The 17,573-nt window shown below is 62.0% G+C and carries 21 protein-coding genes; 13 read left to right on the plus strand and 8 right to left on the minus strand.

The window, feature by feature from the left end; all coding sequences use genetic code 11:
• A partial coding sequence (locus Q9295_RS13375) for an adenylyl-sulfate kinase (protein WP_306681070.1) occupies positions 1-349 on the plus strand: 349 nt, incomplete at its 5' end.
• Positions 350-464: 115 nt separating this feature from the next.
• Positions 465-1,385, plus strand: coding sequence for an N-acetyl-gamma-glutamyl-phosphate reductase (gene argC, locus Q9295_RS13380; protein ID WP_306681072.1), 921 nt, complete (start codon positions 465-467; stop codon positions 1,383-1,385).
• A 73-nt stretch (positions 1,386-1,458) separates the two neighbouring features.
• Here the strand turns inward: argC and Q9295_RS13385 are convergent, their stop codons facing one another.
• Positions 1,459-1,686, minus strand: a complete 228-nt coding sequence (locus tag Q9295_RS13385; RefSeq protein WP_306681073.1) for a DUF1150 family protein — start codon at positions 1,684-1,686, stop codon at positions 1,459-1,461.
• Positions 1,683-2,105 (minus strand): Hsp20 family protein, encoded by a 423-nt coding sequence (locus tag Q9295_RS13390; protein ID WP_306681074.1) that lies wholly within the window; start codon positions 2,103-2,105, stop codon positions 1,683-1,685. Before Q9295_RS13390 ends, Q9295_RS13385 begins: the two co-directional genes overlap by 4 nt.
• A 222-nt stretch (positions 2,106-2,327) precedes the next feature.
• On the opposite strand from Q9295_RS13390, the gene Q9295_RS13395 reads away from it, so the two are divergent.
• The 3 genes from Q9295_RS13395 (at position 2,328) to Q9295_RS13405 (ending at position 4,206) form a co-directional block, all read left to right on the plus strand.
• Complete coding sequence (locus Q9295_RS13395; protein ID WP_306681075.1) at positions 2,328-2,546, plus strand: YdcH family protein; 219 nt, start codon at positions 2,328-2,330, stop codon at positions 2,544-2,546.
• Positions 2,547-2,663: 117 nt separating this feature from the next.
• The gene (gene purE / locus Q9295_RS13400; protein WP_306681076.1) at positions 2,664-3,149 is read left to right on the plus strand and encodes a 5-(carboxyamino)imidazole ribonucleotide mutase; all 486 of its coding nucleotides are present in this window, start codon (positions 2,664-2,666) and stop codon (positions 3,147-3,149) included.
• A complete protein-coding gene (locus Q9295_RS13405; protein WP_306681077.1) occupies positions 3,142-4,206 on the plus strand; it encodes a 5-(carboxyamino)imidazole ribonucleotide synthase in 1,065 nt (354 codons plus the stop codon). The genes purE and Q9295_RS13405 overlap by 8 nt, the downstream gene beginning before the upstream one ends.
• Positions 4,207-4,418: 212 nt before the next feature.
• On the opposite strand, the gene Q9295_RS13410 is transcribed toward Q9295_RS13405, so the two are convergent.
• Positions 4,419-5,150, minus strand: coding sequence for an esterase/lipase family protein (locus Q9295_RS13410; RefSeq protein WP_306681078.1), 732 nt, complete (start codon positions 5,148-5,150; stop codon positions 4,419-4,421).
• A 119-nt stretch (positions 5,151-5,269) separates the two neighbouring features.
• On the opposite strand from Q9295_RS13410, the gene Q9295_RS13415 reads away from it, so the two are divergent.
• A complete protein-coding gene (locus Q9295_RS13415; RefSeq protein WP_306681079.1) occupies positions 5,270-5,734 on the plus strand; it encodes an NUDIX domain-containing protein in 465 nt (154 codons plus the stop codon).
• Positions 5,731-6,225 (plus strand): GreA/GreB family elongation factor, encoded by a 495-nt coding sequence (locus Q9295_RS13420; protein ID WP_306681080.1) that lies wholly within the window; start codon positions 5,731-5,733, stop codon positions 6,223-6,225. Before Q9295_RS13415 ends, Q9295_RS13420 begins: the two co-directional genes overlap by 4 nt.
• Here the strand turns inward: Q9295_RS13420 and Q9295_RS13425 are convergent.
• The 3 genes from Q9295_RS13425 to Q9295_RS13435 all read right to left on the minus strand — a co-directional run bounded on the left by Q9295_RS13425 (position 6,212) and on the right by Q9295_RS13435 (position 9,557).
• On the minus strand, positions 6,212-7,375 hold the full coding sequence (locus Q9295_RS13425) for a glycosyltransferase (RefSeq protein WP_306681081.1): 1,164 nt from the start codon (positions 7,373-7,375) through the stop codon (positions 6,212-6,214). The two genes, Q9295_RS13420 and Q9295_RS13425, sit on opposite strands and share 14 nt — an antisense overlap.
• Before the next feature lie 185 nt (positions 7,376-7,560).
• On the minus strand, positions 7,561-9,198 hold the full coding sequence (gene groL, locus Q9295_RS13430; protein WP_306681082.1) for a chaperonin GroEL: 1,638 nt from the start codon (positions 9,196-9,198) through the stop codon (positions 7,561-7,563).
• A 71-nt stretch (positions 9,199-9,269) separates the two neighbouring features.
• A complete protein-coding gene (locus Q9295_RS13435) occupies positions 9,270-9,557 on the minus strand; it encodes a co-chaperone GroES (RefSeq protein ID WP_306681083.1) in 288 nt (95 codons plus the stop codon).
• Between the two features lie 194 nt (positions 9,558-9,751).
• Here Q9295_RS13435 and Q9295_RS13440 point away from each other — a divergent pair, with 194 nt between their 5' ends.
• From Q9295_RS13440 to Q9295_RS13465, 6 genes are all read left to right on the plus strand, one after another.
• A complete protein-coding gene (locus Q9295_RS13440; RefSeq protein WP_306681084.1) occupies positions 9,752-10,756 on the plus strand; it encodes a TraB/GumN family protein in 1,005 nt (334 codons plus the stop codon).
• Between the two features lie 159 nt (positions 10,757-10,915).
• A complete protein-coding gene (locus Q9295_RS13445; RefSeq protein ID WP_306681085.1) occupies positions 10,916-11,863 on the plus strand; it encodes a cation diffusion facilitator family transporter in 948 nt (315 codons plus the stop codon).
• A 95-nt stretch (positions 11,864-11,958) separates the two neighbouring features.
• Positions 11,959-12,879 carry a manganese-dependent inorganic pyrophosphatase gene (locus Q9295_RS13450; protein ID WP_306681086.1) on the plus strand — a complete coding sequence of 307 codons (921 nt, stop codon included), beginning with the start codon at positions 11,959-11,961 and terminating at the stop codon, positions 12,877-12,879.
• 106 nt (positions 12,880-12,985) lie between these two features.
• Positions 12,986-13,873: a TIGR01459 family HAD-type hydrolase gene (locus tag Q9295_RS13455; RefSeq protein ID WP_306681087.1), complete on the plus strand. Its 888-nt coding sequence runs from the start codon at positions 12,986-12,988 to the stop codon at positions 13,871-13,873.
• Positions 13,874-13,987: 114 nt separating this feature from the next.
• Complete coding sequence (locus Q9295_RS13460; protein ID WP_306681227.1) at positions 13,988-14,440, plus strand: MaoC family dehydratase; 453 nt, start codon at positions 13,988-13,990, stop codon at positions 14,438-14,440.
• Positions 14,441-14,483: 43 nt separating this feature from the next.
• Complete coding sequence (locus Q9295_RS13465; RefSeq protein ID WP_306681088.1) at positions 14,484-15,404, plus strand: bifunctional riboflavin kinase/FAD synthetase; 921 nt, start codon at positions 14,484-14,486, stop codon at positions 15,402-15,404.
• Here Q9295_RS13465 and Q9295_RS13470 read toward each other — a convergent pair.
• Together Q9295_RS13470 and Q9295_RS13475 are read right to left on the minus strand one after the other, a co-directional pair.
• A complete protein-coding gene (locus Q9295_RS13470) occupies positions 15,401-16,345 on the minus strand; it encodes a phosphatase PAP2 family protein (protein WP_306681089.1) in 945 nt (314 codons plus the stop codon). The genes Q9295_RS13465 and Q9295_RS13470 overlap by 4 nt on opposite strands.
• 195 nt (positions 16,346-16,540) lie before the next feature.
• Positions 16,541-17,560: a ribose-phosphate pyrophosphokinase gene (locus tag Q9295_RS13475; RefSeq protein ID WP_306681090.1), complete on the minus strand. Its 1,020-nt coding sequence runs from the start codon at positions 17,558-17,560 to the stop codon at positions 16,541-16,543.
• Positions 17,561-17,573: the final 13 nt, after the last annotated feature.

The following is a 17,573-nucleotide window of genomic DNA, read 5'->3' on the forward strand; positions in this document are numbered from 1 at the left end:
GATCGGCTATGTCGCCTCCGAGATCACCAAGAACGGCGGCATCGCGATCTGCGCGCCGATCGCACCCTATACCGCGACCCGCCGCGCCGTGCGTGAGATGATCGAATCCTTCGGCGCTTTCGTCGAAGTGCATGTCGCCACCTCGATCGAGGAATGCGAGCGCCGCGACCGCAAGGGCCTTTACAAGCTCGCCCGCGAAGGCAAGATCAAAGAGTTCACCGGCATCTCCGACCCTTACGAGGCCCCGACCCATGCCGAGTTGGTGGTCAATACCGAGAATGTCGATGTCGATCACTGCGCGCATCAAGTGATCTTGAAGCTGGAATCGATGGGCCTGATCAAAGGCTAAGCCTTTCTTCAGCCTTTAACCAAAGCGCGCCCGGGGGAAACCTCGGGCGTTTGCCATTGCAAGCGGTGGCGGCAGGGTTATATCCCTGCCGCATGTTTTAGCGCGGAGATTTGCCATGACGCATAAGGTGTTCATCGACGGGGATGTCGGCACGACCGGCTTGCAAATCCGTGAGCGTCTCGAGCGCCGCGCGGACATCCAGCTGATCCGCGTCGATCCTTCCTTGCGCAAAGACGTAAACGCCCGCGTCGCCGCCTTTGCCGAGGCCGATGTCGGCATCCTCTGCCTGCCCGACCCGGCGGCTGAGGAAATCGTCGCCGCCTGCGACGCCCAAGGCGTCTCGGCCCGCATCATCGATGCCTCGACCGCACACCGCATCCATCCGGCTTGGACCTTCGGCCTGCCCGAGCTTGCCCCCGGCCAGCGCGAAGCCGTGGCCTCAGCCGCCCGCGTCTCGAACCCCGGCTGCTGGTCCACCAGCGCCATCGCGCTTTTGCGCCCGCTGGTCGATGCCGGCGTGATCGCGGCCGATGCCGATATCGCCATCTCCGGCGTCTCGGGCTATTCGGGCGGCGGCAAATCGATGATCGAAGAGTTCGAAGCGGGCACTGCCCAAGGCAGCTTCCTTTATGGCGCCACCCAAAGCCACAAACACCTGCCCGAGATCGTGGCCTATGGCCGCCTGTCGAAACCTCCGGTCTTCGTGCCCTCGGTCGGCCAATATGCTCAAGGCATGGCGGTGGCGGTACAACTGACCCTCTCGCCGAAGGAGCAAGCCCGCGCCGCCGAAGCCCTGCGCGATCATTACGCCGCCAGCGCCTTCATTGCCATTGTGGAAGCCGAAGCACACCAGCCCCGCGTCAACCCGCAAGCCCTGAACGGCACCAACCGGCTGGAGCTTTCGGTGCAAGGCAACCCGCAGACCGGCGCCACCGCCTTGATCGCGGTCCTCGACAACCTTGGCAAAGGTGCCTCGGGGGCTGCCGTGCAAAACCTCAACCTGATGCTGGGCCTTGACGAGACCACCGGCCTCTAAGCCCCCCAGAAAAACAAAACGGCGGCGCAGATCCCCTCTGCGCCGCCGTTCTCATATCCGATTACCGGAAAGCTTAATGCACGCTCACCGGCGCGAAATCATGCGCGCGGGCGAGGTGAAACGCCAGCATCCGGTCCGCGACCAAGGCCAGCTGCTCACCATCCTGACCATGCACGGAATAGACCACATCCTTGCCCGCAATCTGCTCACGCACCTCTTCAGGCAGGTCAGCCACCTGCACCGGGCGGACATAGACGATACGGGCTTTGCCCTCGGGCAATGCGTCAAAGGGAGTGTTCATTTCTCGCCTCCTTTACCAATACGGATGGTCTGGACCACGGATTCGGCCACATGCCGCCGCAGATCGATATTCAAAAGCCCGTGCTCCATCGAAGCCCCTGCCACTTCGACGCCATCGGCCAGCACAAAGCTGCGTTGGAAGGCGCGGGCGGCAATGCCGCGATGCAGGAAGACGCGCTCGCCGATGTCATCGGCCTGACGGCCCCGGATCACCAGCTGCTTATCCTCGACCGTGATCGCAAGGTCTTCCTCACGGAAACCGGCCACGGCCAGAGTGATGCGATAGGCCTGATCGCTGACCGCTTCGATATTATAGGGCGGATAGCCCTCACCGCCGGATTTCGCGGTGCGCTCGACCAGCCGTTCCAGCTGCTCAAAGCCCAAGAGATAGGGGTGCGCCCCAAAGGTTAGTTTCGTCATCGGTCTGTCCTTGGTCCAAGCGACATGCCGAAGCGCAGCCCCGCATTCGGGCACCGGCTTCCCTCCAAATATGGGGCGCAGACCCCGCGCCCGCAAGCCCCCGCGCCGCCTCTCCCCGCCGCTGCGGCAAATCTGCGCAATCTGCCGCAGATTCTTTCCGCCCCCGCCCCGTTCCGCGCTATAAGAAGACAGCCCGATGCCAAAGGACCGTCTATAGTTACCATGATTGCCCCATCTGAGATGAGTGCCGATGAGATGTTGCGTGTGCGGCTGGATGTGCTCCGCCGCGAGCATCGCGATCTAGATGAGGCGATTGCCGCTTTGGCCGAACAGGCCCGCGCCGATCAATTGACCCTGCGGCGGCTGAAAAAACAAAAGCTGGCGCTGAAAGATCAGATCGCCCGGATCGAGGATGACTTGATCCCCGATATCATCGCCTGACCCCACTCCGTACGGCTGCCCAAATTATAGGCCGCGCAGCTGAGGCAGCCCCCTGCCGCCTTGCCCCGCGCGCCCCCGCAGTATAAGCGCAAGGCCAACAAAGGCGCGGAGGCACGCATGACCCCACCCGTTGGCATCATCATGGGGTCCCAGTCAGACTGGGCCACGATGAAAGAGGCTGCGCTGATCCTCGATCAGCTTGGCATCGCTTACGAGACCAAGATCGTCTCGGCGCATCGCACGCCAGATCGGCTGTGGGATTACGGCAAATCGGCAGTATCGCGCGGGCTGAAGGTGATTATCGCCGGGGCCGGCGGTGCGGCGCATTTGCCCGGCATGATGGCCTCGAAAACCCGAGTGCCGGTGATCGGTGTGCCGGTTTTGACCAAGGCTCTGTCCGGCGTCGACAGCCTTTATTCGATCCTGCAAATGCCCAAAGGCTTCCCCGTTGCCACTATGGCGATCGGCGCGCCCGGTGCGGCAAATGCCGGTCTGATGGCGGCGGGCATCCTTGCCGTGTCGGACCCCGACCTTGGCGCCCGGCTTGACGCTTGGCGCGACGCGCTTTCCGCTTCCATCCCCGAGGAACCGCAAGATGACTGAACTGCCCGCAGGCGCGACCATTGGCATTCTGGGCGGTGGCCAATTGGGCCGCATGCTCTCGGTTGCCGCCAGCCGTCTGGGCTATCGCACCCATATCTTCGAGCCGGGCGCCGCCCCTGCCGCAGATGTGGCGCATCAGGTGACCACCGCGCCCTATAGCGATGAGGCCGCCCTGCGCGCCTTTGCGGCTTCGGTCGATGTCATCACCTATGAGTTTGAAAACATTCCAACCTCGGCGCTGGATATCCTTGAAAGCCTGAAGCCGATCCGCCCCAATCGCCGCACTTTGGCCGTCAGCCAAGACCGGATTGCTGAGAAGAGCTATCTCAACGATCTAGGGTTGCAAACCGCGCCTTGGGCGCAGGTGGACAGCGAAGATGACCTTCGCGCTGCGGTGGAAAAACTGGGCCTGCCCGCGATCTTGAAGACCACGCGTCTGGGCTATGACGGCAAGGGCCAGTTCAAACTGACCAGCCCCGATCAGATCCCCGAGGCTTGGGCCGCGATGCGCGGTGCCGCTTCCGTGCTTGAAGGCTTTGTGGCCTTTGAGCGGGAGGTCTCGATCATCGCCGCACGCGGCTTGGACGGTTCGGTCTCGGCCTTTGATCCGGGCGAGAATGTGCATAGCGAAGGCATCCTGCGCACCACCACCGTGCCGGCACGCCTGACGCCCTCGCAGCGTTCAGACGCCGTGCTGCTGGCCGCTAAGATCCTCAATTCTTTGGATTATGTCGGCGTGATGGGGGTTGAACTCTTCGTCACCCGCGCGGGCCTTCTGGTCAATGAGATCGCCCCGCGCGTGCACAACTCGGGCCACTGGACCCAACAAGGCTGCACCGTCGATCAGTTTGAACAACACATCCGCGCCGTGGCTGGTCTGCCCTTGGGCGACGGCACCCGCTACGCCGATGTGGTGATGGAGAACCTGATCGGTGACGACATGGACCGCGTGCCCGCGCTCTTGCGCGAGCGCAACGTTGCCGTGCATCTCTACGGCAAAGGCGAAGCCCGCCCCGGCCGCAAAATGGGCCATATCAACCGGATCGTGAAGGGCTAAGCCTCCCTCACCACGACCTCAACAGCGCCCCCAGCGGGTGCTGTTTGCGTTTCCAAACAGAGGCCAGCGCCCGGCCCGGGTGGGCGCGAGAAGCGCCCGCTCCAATAATATGAAGGGGGCGGGGCGGGCGCTAGCCGGGTGCTAGGGCACCCGACCAAAAGGAAGAGAAACGCGGCGCGGTGAGCGAAAGGCCAAGAGCCATGAGGCCCCCCTCACTTCCCCCGCCAAAAACGCCCATTGCGCAGGAAATGCACCGTTTGCCGCACCACTTGGGGGTTCATCACCATCCAAGTATGGCTCACCGGCAAGGTGATGTGATCCGCCATCCCCGCGACCTTGGTGCTTGCCACCGTCACCTTGCCGTCATTCGCCCCCGGCAAAATATAGGAAAACCAAGGCGATACCGTCGTGGTCCCGGCAATCACCCCCAAGGGGAAATTCGCCGCTGGCAGCCGGTTCGGCCAGCTCTCCGGCCCCGTCCCCAAAGCCATCCCCGCCGGTCCATTCATAACCTGAAACGCCCGCCACGAGCCCATCGCATCCACCAGCTCCGAGCCGTGGTTGGGCGGTGCCAGCATCACCACCCGCCCCAAACCCGCCGGTTGTCGGCGCGACAGCCAATCGCGCACCAATATCCCGCCCATCGAATGGGTGACGATATGGGTGACCCGCCCCGCCCCACCTTCAGCCGACCCACCTTCAGCCGCCCGCTCAAGCCCCGCAATCAGCCCTTCGACCAGTTCCTGCGGCGGCGCCTTGGTCGAAGGATAGCCCATATTGACGACCGAGAAGCCCGCTGCCCGCAAAGCAAGCTCCATCGCCAGCAAAGACCGCGGGCTGCGCGCCAGCCCATGCACCAAAAGCACCTGCTCAGAAGGCGCATTCATGCGGGACTTGGCCTCAGGTGAGACAGAGGCAGAATTGTCGGAGCGGGCTTTGCGCATCCGCCGATCATGCCAAAGCCAACGCCCAATGCAAGTCAGCTTCCCGCACCTAGGTATGATTGCCTAATGCCGCCTCGCGGCTGGACAACCGCCCGCACGCGGCGCAACCTTACGTCACTATGAGAAAGATACGTCAAAAGCCCCGCATCGCCGTCCGCGCCCTGATCCTCGATCAAGACCAACGGCTTTTACTCGTCAACGCTTTCCCCGATGACGCAAAGTCGAACCTTTGGTGCGCGCCCGGCGGCGGCTGTGAAGGCGGCGTAAGCCTGCCCGAGAACCTTGCCCGCGAGGTCTATGAAGAAACAGGCCTGCGCATCAGCGTCGGGGCCCCTGCGCTGATCAATGAATTTCACCACCCCGACTCGGGCTTTCACCAGATCGACCTTTTCTTCCGCTGCACCCTTATCGAAGGCCAGCTCGACGACAGCTGGAAAGACCCCGAAGGCGTGGTCACCCGCCGCCGCTTTGTGTCGCTTGCCGAGCTCGCGCTCGGGAAAATCCGTTTCAAACCCGACTATTTGATCGAGGCCGCTTGGGGCAAAGACTGCCTCTACGACCCTTTGGAAGAAATGATCTTATGAGCCGTGCCTTCGTGAATGAGGACGCCGGGGCCGACCGCCCGGACCTGCCCGAGCTGCCGCTGTCGACCCGGCCAAATTATGTGACGCCGCGCGGGCTGGCCGATCTGCAGGCAAGGCTCGCCACCCGGGTCGCCGATCTTGCGGCGCTGAAAGCCCGCGCTGAGCGGCTCGATAAGCTGCCCGAAGCCGCGGCCGAGCGTGACATCCGCTGGCTTGAGGCCCGGCTCAAATCGGCCATTCTGGTCGATCCGGCGGCACAAAGCCTGCAAGAGGTGGCCTTCGGCCTGCGTGTTACCGTCTGCGACGAAGAGGGTCGCGAAAGCAGCTATGAGATCACCGGCGAGGATGAGGCGGATGCCAACCTTGGCCGCATCGCGCCGCATTCCCCGCTTGCCCGCGCGCTTCTGGGCGCGCAGGTCGGAGATGAGGTGGTCTGGAAGCGCCCCGCGGGCGATTTGACGCTGGAAGTCGTGGCGATCAGCCTGCCTTAAGCGCGCGCAACTGCTGCATACGCAAGCCAAATTCCTGTTCAAATCCATGCGCTTGCGCATAGGTCAAAGCCGCTGAGGCCTTGGCGATCAGATCCTCACGGTCGCGGTCCCAGCCCGCAATCCCTGCCGCCAAAGCCGCGTAGCGCCCCATCGGCACCAGCAGCCCCGCGCCCGATTCCCCCAGCAGCCCGCGCCACATCCGATTGTCATACCCCCCAACCGGCAGGCCGCAGCCCATCGCCTCAATATAGCTGCAGGACGGATCGGACTGACGGTGACAGGACAAGAACAAATCCGCCTCGCGTCGCAAGATCGGCACCAACCCGCTGCGAAACGGCACCGGCCTATGGAGCCGCACCCGCCCTTGCAGCCCCGGATCCGCAAGCCCCTGCCGCACGCCCTCGGCCAAGGAACCATCGCCGTAAATATCCAGCGTGAAATCCACCCCCAGCGCCCGCAAGGCCCGAGCAAAGGGCAAAAGATCCTGCGCGCCCTTGAGAGGCTCCAGCCGCCCGGAATGCACAATGCGCAAAGGCGCGCCGCTGCGCAGCCGCTCGGCCCGCGTCGCCATATCCTCGGGCGTGGCGAAAAGATCCGCCGTCATCCGCCCGTCGAGATACATCAAGAGATTGGCGTTCAGCCCGCCGTAACTCTCTGCCGCAGGCCAGCCATTGGCCTGCACCCCATCTGCCACGCGAAACGCCTGCCGCCGCCGCCGCTCTTGCCCCAGATGCCACACCGCCGATCGCAGCTTGCGCAAAACACCCATCTGGCGGTCCAAGCGCAGGATCTGCAGCTGCGTCTCCAGCGGATATTCCACCGCATAGACCAGCTTTTGCGCCGGTCGCTCAATCAGCGCCGGCAGGCCATAAAGCTCATGCATATCGGCCGAGGCGCAGATCACGCTGGCACCGCGCAAATGCGCCGGTTCAGGCGGTTGTCCCGGCTCCATCAACGCCAGCTCAAACCACCCTTCGGTGTCGGGCAGGCTATCACCGGCCTGAAACCCCACAGGCCGGCGCAAAAGCACCCGCACCTTGCCCGGCCAAGCCTCGCAATGCAGCTTCATGCCCGAGGCGAATTTCTCCTCAAGCGCCCAGCGCCCCGGTTCAATCTGCAAAAGCGGCGCAGGCGCGATCAGCAAGAGCATTGCGAAAACTCCAATCGACGGGGCGAAAATACAGCTCAGAAAGAAGCGGCGCAGGGAAAGAGGCTTGGGCAAAACATCCAAGCCCATACCTAGCCGCAGCCCGCCGCCCACAGCAACCCAAACCCCACCGCAAAGAAAAAGGGCGGTCCGAAGACCGCCCTTTTCCGTAACCCATAGGGGATGGATCAGAAATCCATGCCGCCCATGCCGCCGCCCGGCATTGCCGGAGCAGCTGCTTTATCAGCCGGCTTGTCAGCGATCATCGCTTCAGTGGTGATCAAGAGCGAGCCAACCGAAGCCGCGTTTTCCAGCGCGGTGCGGGTGACTTTCGCCGGGTCGATCACGCCGAAGGCGAACATGTCGCCATATTCTTCGGTCTGAGCGTTGAAGCCGAACGAGGTCGAGGAGGATTCACGGATCTTGCCGGCAACAACTGCACCGTCAACGCCCGAGTTCTCAGCGATCTGACGCAGCGGCGCTTCCAGCGCGCGACGGATGATCGCGATGCCAACGTCTTGGTCCGAGTTCGCGCCTTTCAGGCCTTCCAGAACTTTGGTCGCTTGAACCAGAGCCACGCCACCGCCGACAACGATGCCTTCTTGGACAGCTGCACGGGTTGCGTTCAGAGCGTCATCAACGCGGTCTTTGCGCTCTTTGACTTCAACTTCGGTCATGCCGCCGACTTTGATGACTGCAACGCCGCCAGCCAGTTTGGCCACGCGCTCTTGCAGTTTCTCACGGTCGTAGTCCGACGAGGTTTCTTCGATCTGAGCGCGGATTTGCGAAACGCGTGCTTCGATCTCGGCCTTGTCGCCCGAGCCATCAACGATGGTGGTGTTGTCTTTGTTGATGGTGACCTTTTTGGCGCGGCCCAGCATGTCGATGCCGACATTCTCCAGCTTCATGCCGAGGTCATCGGAGATGACTTGGCCGCCGGTCAGGATCGCGATGTCTTGCAGCATGGCCTTGCGGCGATCGCCGAAGCCCGGAGCTTTGACAGCAGCGATTTTCAGACCGCCACGCAGCTTGTTGACCACGAGGGTCGCCAGTGCTTCGCCTTCAACGTCTTCAGCGATGATGACGAGCGGGCGCTGCGATTGGATGACGGCTTCCAACAGCGGAACCATCGGCTGCAGCGACGAGAGTTTTTTCTCGTGCAGCAGGATGAAGGCGTCTTCCAGATCCGCGATCATTTTGTCGGGGTTGGTGACGAAGTAGGGCGACAGGTAGCCGCGGTCGAATTGCATGCCTTCGACGACGTCAACATCGGTCTCCAGACCTTTGTTTTCTTCGACGGTGATCACGCCTTCGTTGCCAACTTTTTGCATCGCTTCAGCAATGATTTTGCCGATTTGCGCTTCGCCGTTGGCCGAGATGGTGCCGACTTGAGCCACTTCTTCGGTGCCATTGACCGGGCGCGACGCAGCTTTCACAGCTTCGATGACCTTCGAGGTCGCCAGGTCGATGCCGCGCTTCAGGTCCATCGGGTTCAGGCCAGCTGCAACCGACTTCAGGCCTTCTTGGATGATGGCTTGAGCGAGAACGGTGGCGGTGGTGGTGCCGTCGCCAGCTTCGTCATTGGTGCGAGCGGCGACTTCTTTCACCAGCTGCGCGCCCATGTTCTCGAACTTGTCTTCCAGCTCGATTTCTTTGGCAACGGTCACGCCGTCCTTGGTGATGCGCGGTGCGCCGAAGGACTTGTCGATGACAACGTTACGGCCTTTCGGGCCGAGCGTGGTTTTGACAGCATTTGCCAGGGTGTTGACGCCACGCAGCATGCGGGCGCGGGCATCGGCTTCGAAACGTACGTCTTTTGCAGCCATTGTGCAGACTCCTCGAAAATTCAGTTGCGGACGGGACGGATCCGGGATCCATCCGGGTCAAAAGAAGCGTCTCAGGCGATGATGCCGAGGATGTCGCTTTCTTTCATGATCAGCAGCTCTTCGCCGTCCAGCGTCACTTCGGTGCCCGACCATTTGCCGAACAGAACACGGTCGCCAGCTTTGACCGAAGGTGCGATCAGCTCGCCCGAGTCCTTGCGCGCGCCAGCGCCAACCGAGACGACTTCGCCTTCAGCGGGCTTTTCTTTGGCGGTATCGGGGATGATCAGGCCGCCCTTGGTTTTTTCTTCACCTTGGACGCGACGGACCAGCACGCGGTCATGCAGCGGTGTAAAAGCCATCTGGTAACTCTCCCTTGGGTTCCAGGTTAAATCGTTTAGCACTCACTAGGGGTAAGTGCTAACGAACGAAGACTTAGGCAGCGCTTTGCCACGAGTCAACTCTCTCCTGACCGGAAATTTACGGGCGCGTGAGCGCAACTTGCTTCCCCTTCCCGGCCAAGGGTGCAATCCTTCCCACCTTGGTAGGAGGTATCATGGTCAATATCCGCTCAGCCTTTGTCACGCTTGGCTTTTTGGCGCTTGCCGCCGCCCCAGTTTCCGCCGCTTGCACCGGCACGAACCTCTTGGATCAGTTGCCCAGCGACACCCGCGCTGAGCTTGACGCAAAGGCCAAGGCGGTCCCCTATGCCACGGGCAATTTCTGGCAAGCCACCAAGGGCGATCAAAGCCTGACGGTGATTGGCACCTATCACCTGGATGATCCGCGCCACGATGCCATCGTGGAACAATTCGCCCCGCTGGTTGAGGCCGCCGACCTCTTGTTGCTCGAGGCCGGACCTGAAGAGGAAAAGGCGCTGCAAGACCATATCGGCCGCGACCCCTCGCTGATGGTGATCACCGATGGCCCGCCGCTCAACAGCCAACTCTCGCCCGAGATCTGGGAGCGTCTTGCCACAGCCGCTGAGACGCGGGGCATCCCGCCGATCATGGCCGCCAAAATGCGTCCTTGGTATCTGTCGCTGCTCCTCGCTATTCCGCCTTGCGCGATGGAGCTGATGCTGACGCCGAACGGGCTTGACCATCGCCTGCAAAGCGTTGCCGATGCCGCTGGCACCAAGGTGCAGGCGCTGGAACCCTATGACACGCTCTTTGCCGTCTTCGAGCTCTTCAGCAGCGAAGACCAGCTGGCGATGATCGAACAAACCCTTTCGTTTGAACCGAAGATCGCCGATCTCTCCTGGACCTTGGCCGAAGGCTATTTTGCCGGTGAAAACCGCCTGACATGGGAGCTGATGCGCCACCTCTCCTACGACATCCCCGGGTTCACCAAGGCCCAAGTCGATGAGGATATGGCCCTGATGGAAGAGGCGTTGATGATCCGCCGCAACCAAGCTTGGATTCCGGTGATCGAAGAGGCCGCCGGCAAAGGCTCTACAGTCGTCGCCTTCGGCGCGCTGCATCTTTCGGGCGAAGAGGGCGTCTTGAACCTGCTAGAGCGCAACGGCTGGACGCTGACCGAAATCGCCCCGGCCCCGTAAGGCCCCCCCGGCTCCATGCAAAAGGGGCGGCGCATCCCTGCGCCGCCCTTCGTCTTAGCGCCTGTTTAACCGCCATGCCCCGCGCAACTTCCCGCCTTCAGATTGCAACCCAATCACCGCCCCCGGCGTTGAGGGGGCAAGCAAGCAAATAGGACGGCCATGGCAGCAACTTTCTTCAACCTTTCCGATGAAAAGGGCGTCTTGCGCCTCTCCGTCGCGGTCACCGTGCTTGTCGCCCTTCTCGGCATCGGCTTCGGCCTTATCTCTGGCTCCTTCGCCATCATCTTCGACGGGGTCTATTCGCTGACCGATGCCAGCATGAGCTTGCTGTCGCTGCTTGTGGTCAATCTCATCACCAATTTTGCCACCGCCACCAATCTCTCGCCGAAACTGCGCGCTCGGTTTTCCATGGGGTTTTGGCACCTCGAACCGATGGTCCTCCTCCTCAACGGCACCTTGCTGATCGGCGTTGCCGTCTATGCGCTGATCACCTCGGTCGGCAGCCTCTTGCAAGGCGGGCGCGAGCTGGAATTTGGCTGGGCCATCGCCTATGCCGCCGCCACCGTGGCCCTTTGCATCACCATCGCCGTGGCCGAGACCCGCGCCAACCGCCGGATCAAATCCGACTTTTTGGCGCTGGATGTGAAGGGCTGGATCATGTCCTCCAGCATCACCGCCGCTTTGCTGATCGCCTTCTGCATCGGCTATCTGCTGCAAGGCACCCGGCACGAATGGCTTCAGCCCTATATCGACCCCGCCGTGCTGGCGCTGGTCTGCCTTTTGATCATCCCGCTGCCGATCGCCACGATCCGCCAAGCGCTCTCGGATGTGCTCCTAGCCGCCCCGCCCGCCATGCGCAGCGAGATTGACGAGATCGCCAGCCGCTTTGCCGCCAAACACGGCTTTCTCAGCTACCGCGCCTATGTCGCCCGCGTCGGCCGCGCCCGCCAGATCGAGCTTTACTTCATCGTCCCGCCCGAGATGCCGCCGCGCCCGATCACCGCATGGGACGCGTTGCGCGACGAAATCGGCACCGAGATCGGCGGCGACAGCGCGCATCGCTGGCTTACCGTGGTCTTCACCGGCGATCCGGAATGGGCTGAATAACGCGGCGACGCGCCAAAGCGCCTTGCCAGCCTTCGTGACAAGGGCGCGCGCGCTGTCTATAAGGCGCGCGAAACATTTGCCGCAAGGATACCGCGATGACGATCAAGGTTTTTGGCCACAAATCCCCCGACACCGATTCCACCGGTTCGCCGATCATCTGGGCGTGGTATCTGAATGACGTGCTGGGCACCCCGGCCAAAGCGGTGCTCTTGGGCGAGCCCAACACCGAAGCCGCTTTCGTGCTGAAGCATTGGGATCTCCCGAAGCCCGAGATCATCTCGGATGTGACCGCAGACGACCAAGTCGTCGTTGTCGACACCAACAACCCGGCCGAGTTGCCCGCCTCGATCAATGAGGCCAAGCTGCTGGCGATCATCGACCACCACATGCTGGTGGGCGGTCTGAAAACCAAGACCCCGATCGACATCACCATCCGCCCGCTGGCCTGCACCGCCACCATCATGCATGACCTGATCGGTGACGATCTGGCGAAAGCCCCGCGCGGCATCAAAGGCGCGATGCTCTCCTGCATCCTGTCGGACACGCTGGAATTCCGCAGCCCGACCACCACCGCACATGACAAGGCCGTGGCCGAGAAACTGGCCGCCGATCTCGGCATCAACTTGGGCGATCTCGCCACCGCGATGTTCGAAGCCAAATCCGACATCTCGGCCTTCTCGGATGCCGAGCTTCTGCGCATGGACAGCAAAGAGTATAACGTCGACGGCAAAGAACTGCGTGTCTCGGTCTTGGAGACCACCGCGCCGAAGCTGGTACTGGACCGCAAGGCCAGCCTGATGGCCTCGATGGAAGGCGTCGCCAAGGAAGACAGTGCTGACCAAGTGCTGCTCTTCGTCGTCGACATCCTGCGCGAAGAGGCGACACTCCTCGTCCCGAACGATCTGGTGAAGCAACTGGCCGAGGCCTCCTTCGGCGTCACCGTCTCCGGCGACACCGTGGTGCTGCCCGGCGTGATGAGCCGCAAAAAGCAGATCATCCCCGCGCTGAAGCTCTGATCGGCCCTTGGCCAGAGGTATGGCGCAAAGCCATACCTCTGCCAGACGTAAGCCATACGTCATCCATACCATTGTTTTGGCGCCCGCCGCGCCTCAGGAGTTCCCCATGACCGAGATCATCGCTTCGCTGGCCGATGTGGCCCCCCGTTATGATGCGGTGTTCTGCGATCTCTGGGGCTGCCTGCATGATGGCAAAACCCCCTTCCCCGCTGCCGTTGCGGCGCTGCAAGCCTTCCGCGCCCAAGGCGGGATCGTGATGCTGCTGACCAATTCGCCGCGCCCAAAGCCCAGCGTTATCAAGCAGTTGGACGCAATGGGTGTGCCGCGCGATGCGTGGGACGACATCGCCACCTCGGGCGATGCGGCGCAATATGGTATGCTCTCGGGTGGCGTCGGTCGCCGCATCCACCACATCGGCGCGCCGAAGGATGAGACATTCTTCAACGATTTCGCCGAGGATTTGCAGGCCTATGCCGCCAGCCAACCCGCCATCGAGCGTGTGGCCCTCAAAGACGCCGAAGGCATCATCTGCACCGGCCTGATTAACGATTTGGTAGAGACCCCAGAAGACTACCGCGCCCAGCTTCTTTTGGGAAAAACGCTAGGCCTGCCAATGCTTTGCGCGAACCCCGATATCGTGGTGGATATGGGCGACAAGCGGCTTTGGTGTGCGGGCGCACTGGCCCGCGATTATGAGGAAATGGGCGGTACCGCGCTTTATTTCGGCAAACCGCACCCGCCGATCTACGACCTCGCCCGCCGCCGCCTTGCGGCATTGCGCTCTGACGAATGCCGCATCCTCTGCATCGGCGATGGCGTGAACACCGACGTGCTCGGCGGCGTGCAAGAGGGGCTCGACACGCTTTTCGTCACCGGAGGCATCGACACTTTGGCCTTTGGCACGGATTCCTCCAATCCAAACAAGGACTTGCTTCAGGCATGGCTCGATGAGCGCCAGCTTGCGCCCAGCTATGCCATCGGCCACCTGCGCTGACGCCAGCAATATAATTGCCGCACAAGGCAACAATTCATCCGATTATTGCTTAATGGATTTGTTCTGCGCCGCAGCATCTGCTAAAAGCCCTAAGACTTTTAGGGATTCGCCATGATGCTCGACAACGCTCAAACCCCGCCGCGCGGCACGATCTATATCGAGGACATCACCCCCGGCCTGTCCCGCTCGCTCTCCAAGGTCGTAAGTGACCGGGATATCGAGCTTTTTGCCGAGGCGACTGGTGACTGCAACCCAGTCCACCTTGACGATTCCTACGCCAAAGAGACCTTCTTCAAGGGCCGCATCGCGCATGGTGTGTTGACCGCTGGCCTGATCTCAGCCGTGATCGGCGAGCAGCTTCCCGGGCATGGCACCATCTACCTTAGCCAAAACCTTAGGTTTATTGCCCCTGTTCGCCCCGGCGCTACGGTCACCGCCACCGTCACCGTGCTTGAGCTTGATCTCGCAAAACGCCGTGTGACCCTTGAAACCATCGCTTCAGTCGGTCAAACCGTGGTTCTGAAGGGCGAGGCGGTGGTGTTGGCCCCCTCGCGCAAGATCGGCTAGGGGCCCAAGCCCCCGCCGCCAAGGCATGGGACGCGCAGGCAGGATGCAAATTCATCAAGACTGGCAATGGCTTGCCCCGGCCGCCCGTGGGGCTTCCGTGGCGATGGGCAATTTTGATGGCGTGCATCTCGGCCATCAATCCGTCATTGATCTGGCGCGCGGCAAAGGCCCTTTGGGCGTCATCACCTTTGAGCCGCACCCCCGCCAAGTCTTCACTCCAGAAGGCCCGGCTTTCCGCCTGATGAACGCCGAATCCCGCGCCAATCGGCTGGCCAAACTTGGCGTGGACCACCTCTTTCAAATTCAATTCAACCGCGCCCTCGCGGCTTTGACGCCCGAAGATTTCGCCGCCCGCGTGCTGGCTGAAGGGCTGGGCATCCGCCATATCGTGGTCGGTGCCGACTTCTGCTTTGGCGCTGGCCGTGCCGGAACTGCGAATGATCTCAAAGCCTTGGGAGACCGCTTGGGCTTTGAGACCACCATCGCCCCGCTGATCGCCATCGAAGGCCACGAGGTCTCCTCGACCGCGATCCGCCGCGCTTTGTCCGAGGGCCGCCCGCGCGACGCCGCCGCCATGCTGGGGCATCTGCATCGCATTGAAGGCGAGGTGATCCACGGCGAAAAGCGCGGCCGTGAGCTTGGCTTTCCCACCGCCAATATGGCCCTGACCGGGCTGCATCTGCCGAAATTCGGCGTCTATGCCGCCCGCGTGGATGTGCTCAGCGGCCCGCAGCAGGGCAGCTACCTTGGCGCCGCCAGCCTTGGCGTGCGGCCGATGTTTGACGGCGAAGTGCCAAACATCGAGACCTATCTCTTGGATTTCAAAGGCGATCTTTACGGCCACCACCTCTCGGTCGCGCTGGTCGACTACCTGCGCCCCGAGATGAAATTCGATGGTCTTGACGCTTTGATCACCCAGATGAACGCCGATTGCGCCCAAGCGCGGCAGATCTTGACCGACTAAGCCGCCGCATCCGGCACCAACCGACGCGCCACCCATGCTGCAAGCGTGAAGACCAGCGCCCCAGCGATCAGGTCCACCAGATGATGTCCGCCATGCGACAGGGTCGTCGGCACCATCAGCACAGCCGCGATCAGAGCCAGCGGAAAATACCAGGTTCCGCGCGCGTAGACCGCCACCATGAGTGCCATAACGATATGATAAGACGGGAAAGCCACCACGCCCGTCACCACCTCGGGGCGGATCACGCCGGGGCCTGCTTGGGCCAAATGCAACAGCGCGGCCCCCACCTCGGGACTGGTCAAAAGCCCGATGCTTTGGCTGATCACGGTGGGGATCTGTGCAAATCCCGACGGGCCGATCGAAGGCCAAAGCCACCAGATTGCGGTGGTGACCACCAAGGCAAGACAGCCCGACAGCAACAGCCTTTGCATCTGCACCTCGCGCCGCTGCACAGCCAGTATCACCACGAGCCCAAGGATCTGCGGTAAAGAGCTGTGATAAAGCCAAGCCAAGGGCCGCACCAAGGCCGGATAGGCGGAAAGCGCAGTGACAAAGCCCGCCCAATCATAGCCCAAAACTGCATCAATTCGCATAAGTTGCAGGTCGATCAATGGGTTATGAAGGGGGAAAAGCGCGAAGATGAAGATCGCCGACAAAGCGCTGATCGCCATGAAAGCGCCGACGCCAATCGCCCCTGCCGCCAGCCTTGGCGCCTTGGCACGCGCGCGGGCATAGCCACCAATCGCCACCATGCCAAAAGCTGCCGCAACACCGGGCGCGAAGCCGGCCCAATCCACATCGCGCCCAAGCCCCCAGACCAAAGCCAAAGTGCCAAGCATCAAGACAAGGATATACCCCAGCAAGATCCGCTCGCCCGGTAGGAAGGCCGCGCCGTCAAGGCCCCTGCCCTGCAGGGGCGCCGATTGTGATTGTGCTGTCATCTTGCCCTCAACCCCGCGTATCGCCGTCAATTTCGATGGGCAATATGGCAGTCAAAGGGCAAAAATTCTGCCATTTCAGGCTCTTTCACGAATGCCCTTGCCGATAAAGCCACAAAGGCCGGGCAAGATCTGCCCGGCCTTTGTCATCCCAATAAGATCTGTGGCGCAAACCAGTTTGCGACCACCGCGAAAGGCTTAGCCGCGCGGGTAGAAGCCTTCGTAGATCGGGGTCAGGGTCTCGGTCTCAAAGAGGCTCGAAACCGACATGCCGCCCCAGATGTTCAGGATCGCTTGGGCAAACATCGGCGCGGTCGGCACCACGCGGATATTCGGCGCGCCGAGAAGCTTGTCGCCTTGCTCGATCGAATCAGTGATCACCAGCGATTTCATCACCGATTTCGACACCCGCTCAATGGCCGGGCCCGAGAGCACGCCGTGGGTGATGTAGGAGTGCACCTCGGTGGCCCCCGCCTCCATCAGCGTCTCGGCGGCTTTGCACAGCGTGCCAGCGGTGTCGCAGATGTCGTCCACAATGATACATTTCTTGCCGGTGACATTGCCGATCACGATCATCTCGGCGATCTCACCCGCGCGCTCACGGCGCTTATCAACGATGGCCAGCGGGGCGTTGATCCGTTTGGCCAACTCACGCGCGCGGGCCACACCGCCCACGTCGGGCGAGATGACCATGATGTCATCCATCTGGCCTTTGAAGTGATGCTCGATGTCCAAAGCGAAAACCGGGCTCGCGTAGAGGTTATCCACGGGGATATCGAAGAAGCCTTGGATCTGGGCGGCATGCAGGTCCAGCGTCAGCACGCGGTCGACGCCTGCGGTCTCGATCAGGTTGGCCACAAGCTTGGCGCTGATCGGGGTGCGGGCTTTGGCGCGGCGGTCTTGGCGGGCATAGCCGAAATAGGGGATCACGGCGGTGATCCGGCTGGCCGAGGACCGGCGCAAAGCGTCGGTCATAATCAGAAGCTCCATCAAATTGTCATTCGACGGGTTCGAGGTCGGCTGGATCACATACATGTCCTCGCCGCGGACATTCTCGAAGACCTCGACGAAGATCTCTTGATCGTTGAACCGCTCGATCCGCGCATCAACAAGATTGACGCTCATGCCGCGGTGCATCGACATGCGGCGCGCGATGGATTTGGCGAGGCTGAGGTTGGCATTGCCGGAAATCAGCTTCGGCTCGGTGATGGCGGGCATGGATTGTCTCCGA

This window comes from Pseudogemmobacter lacusdianii (assembly GCF_030848395.1).
GTDB classification, from domain to species: Bacteria; Pseudomonadota; Alphaproteobacteria; order Rhodobacterales; family Rhodobacteraceae; genus Pseudogemmobacter; species Pseudogemmobacter lacusdianii.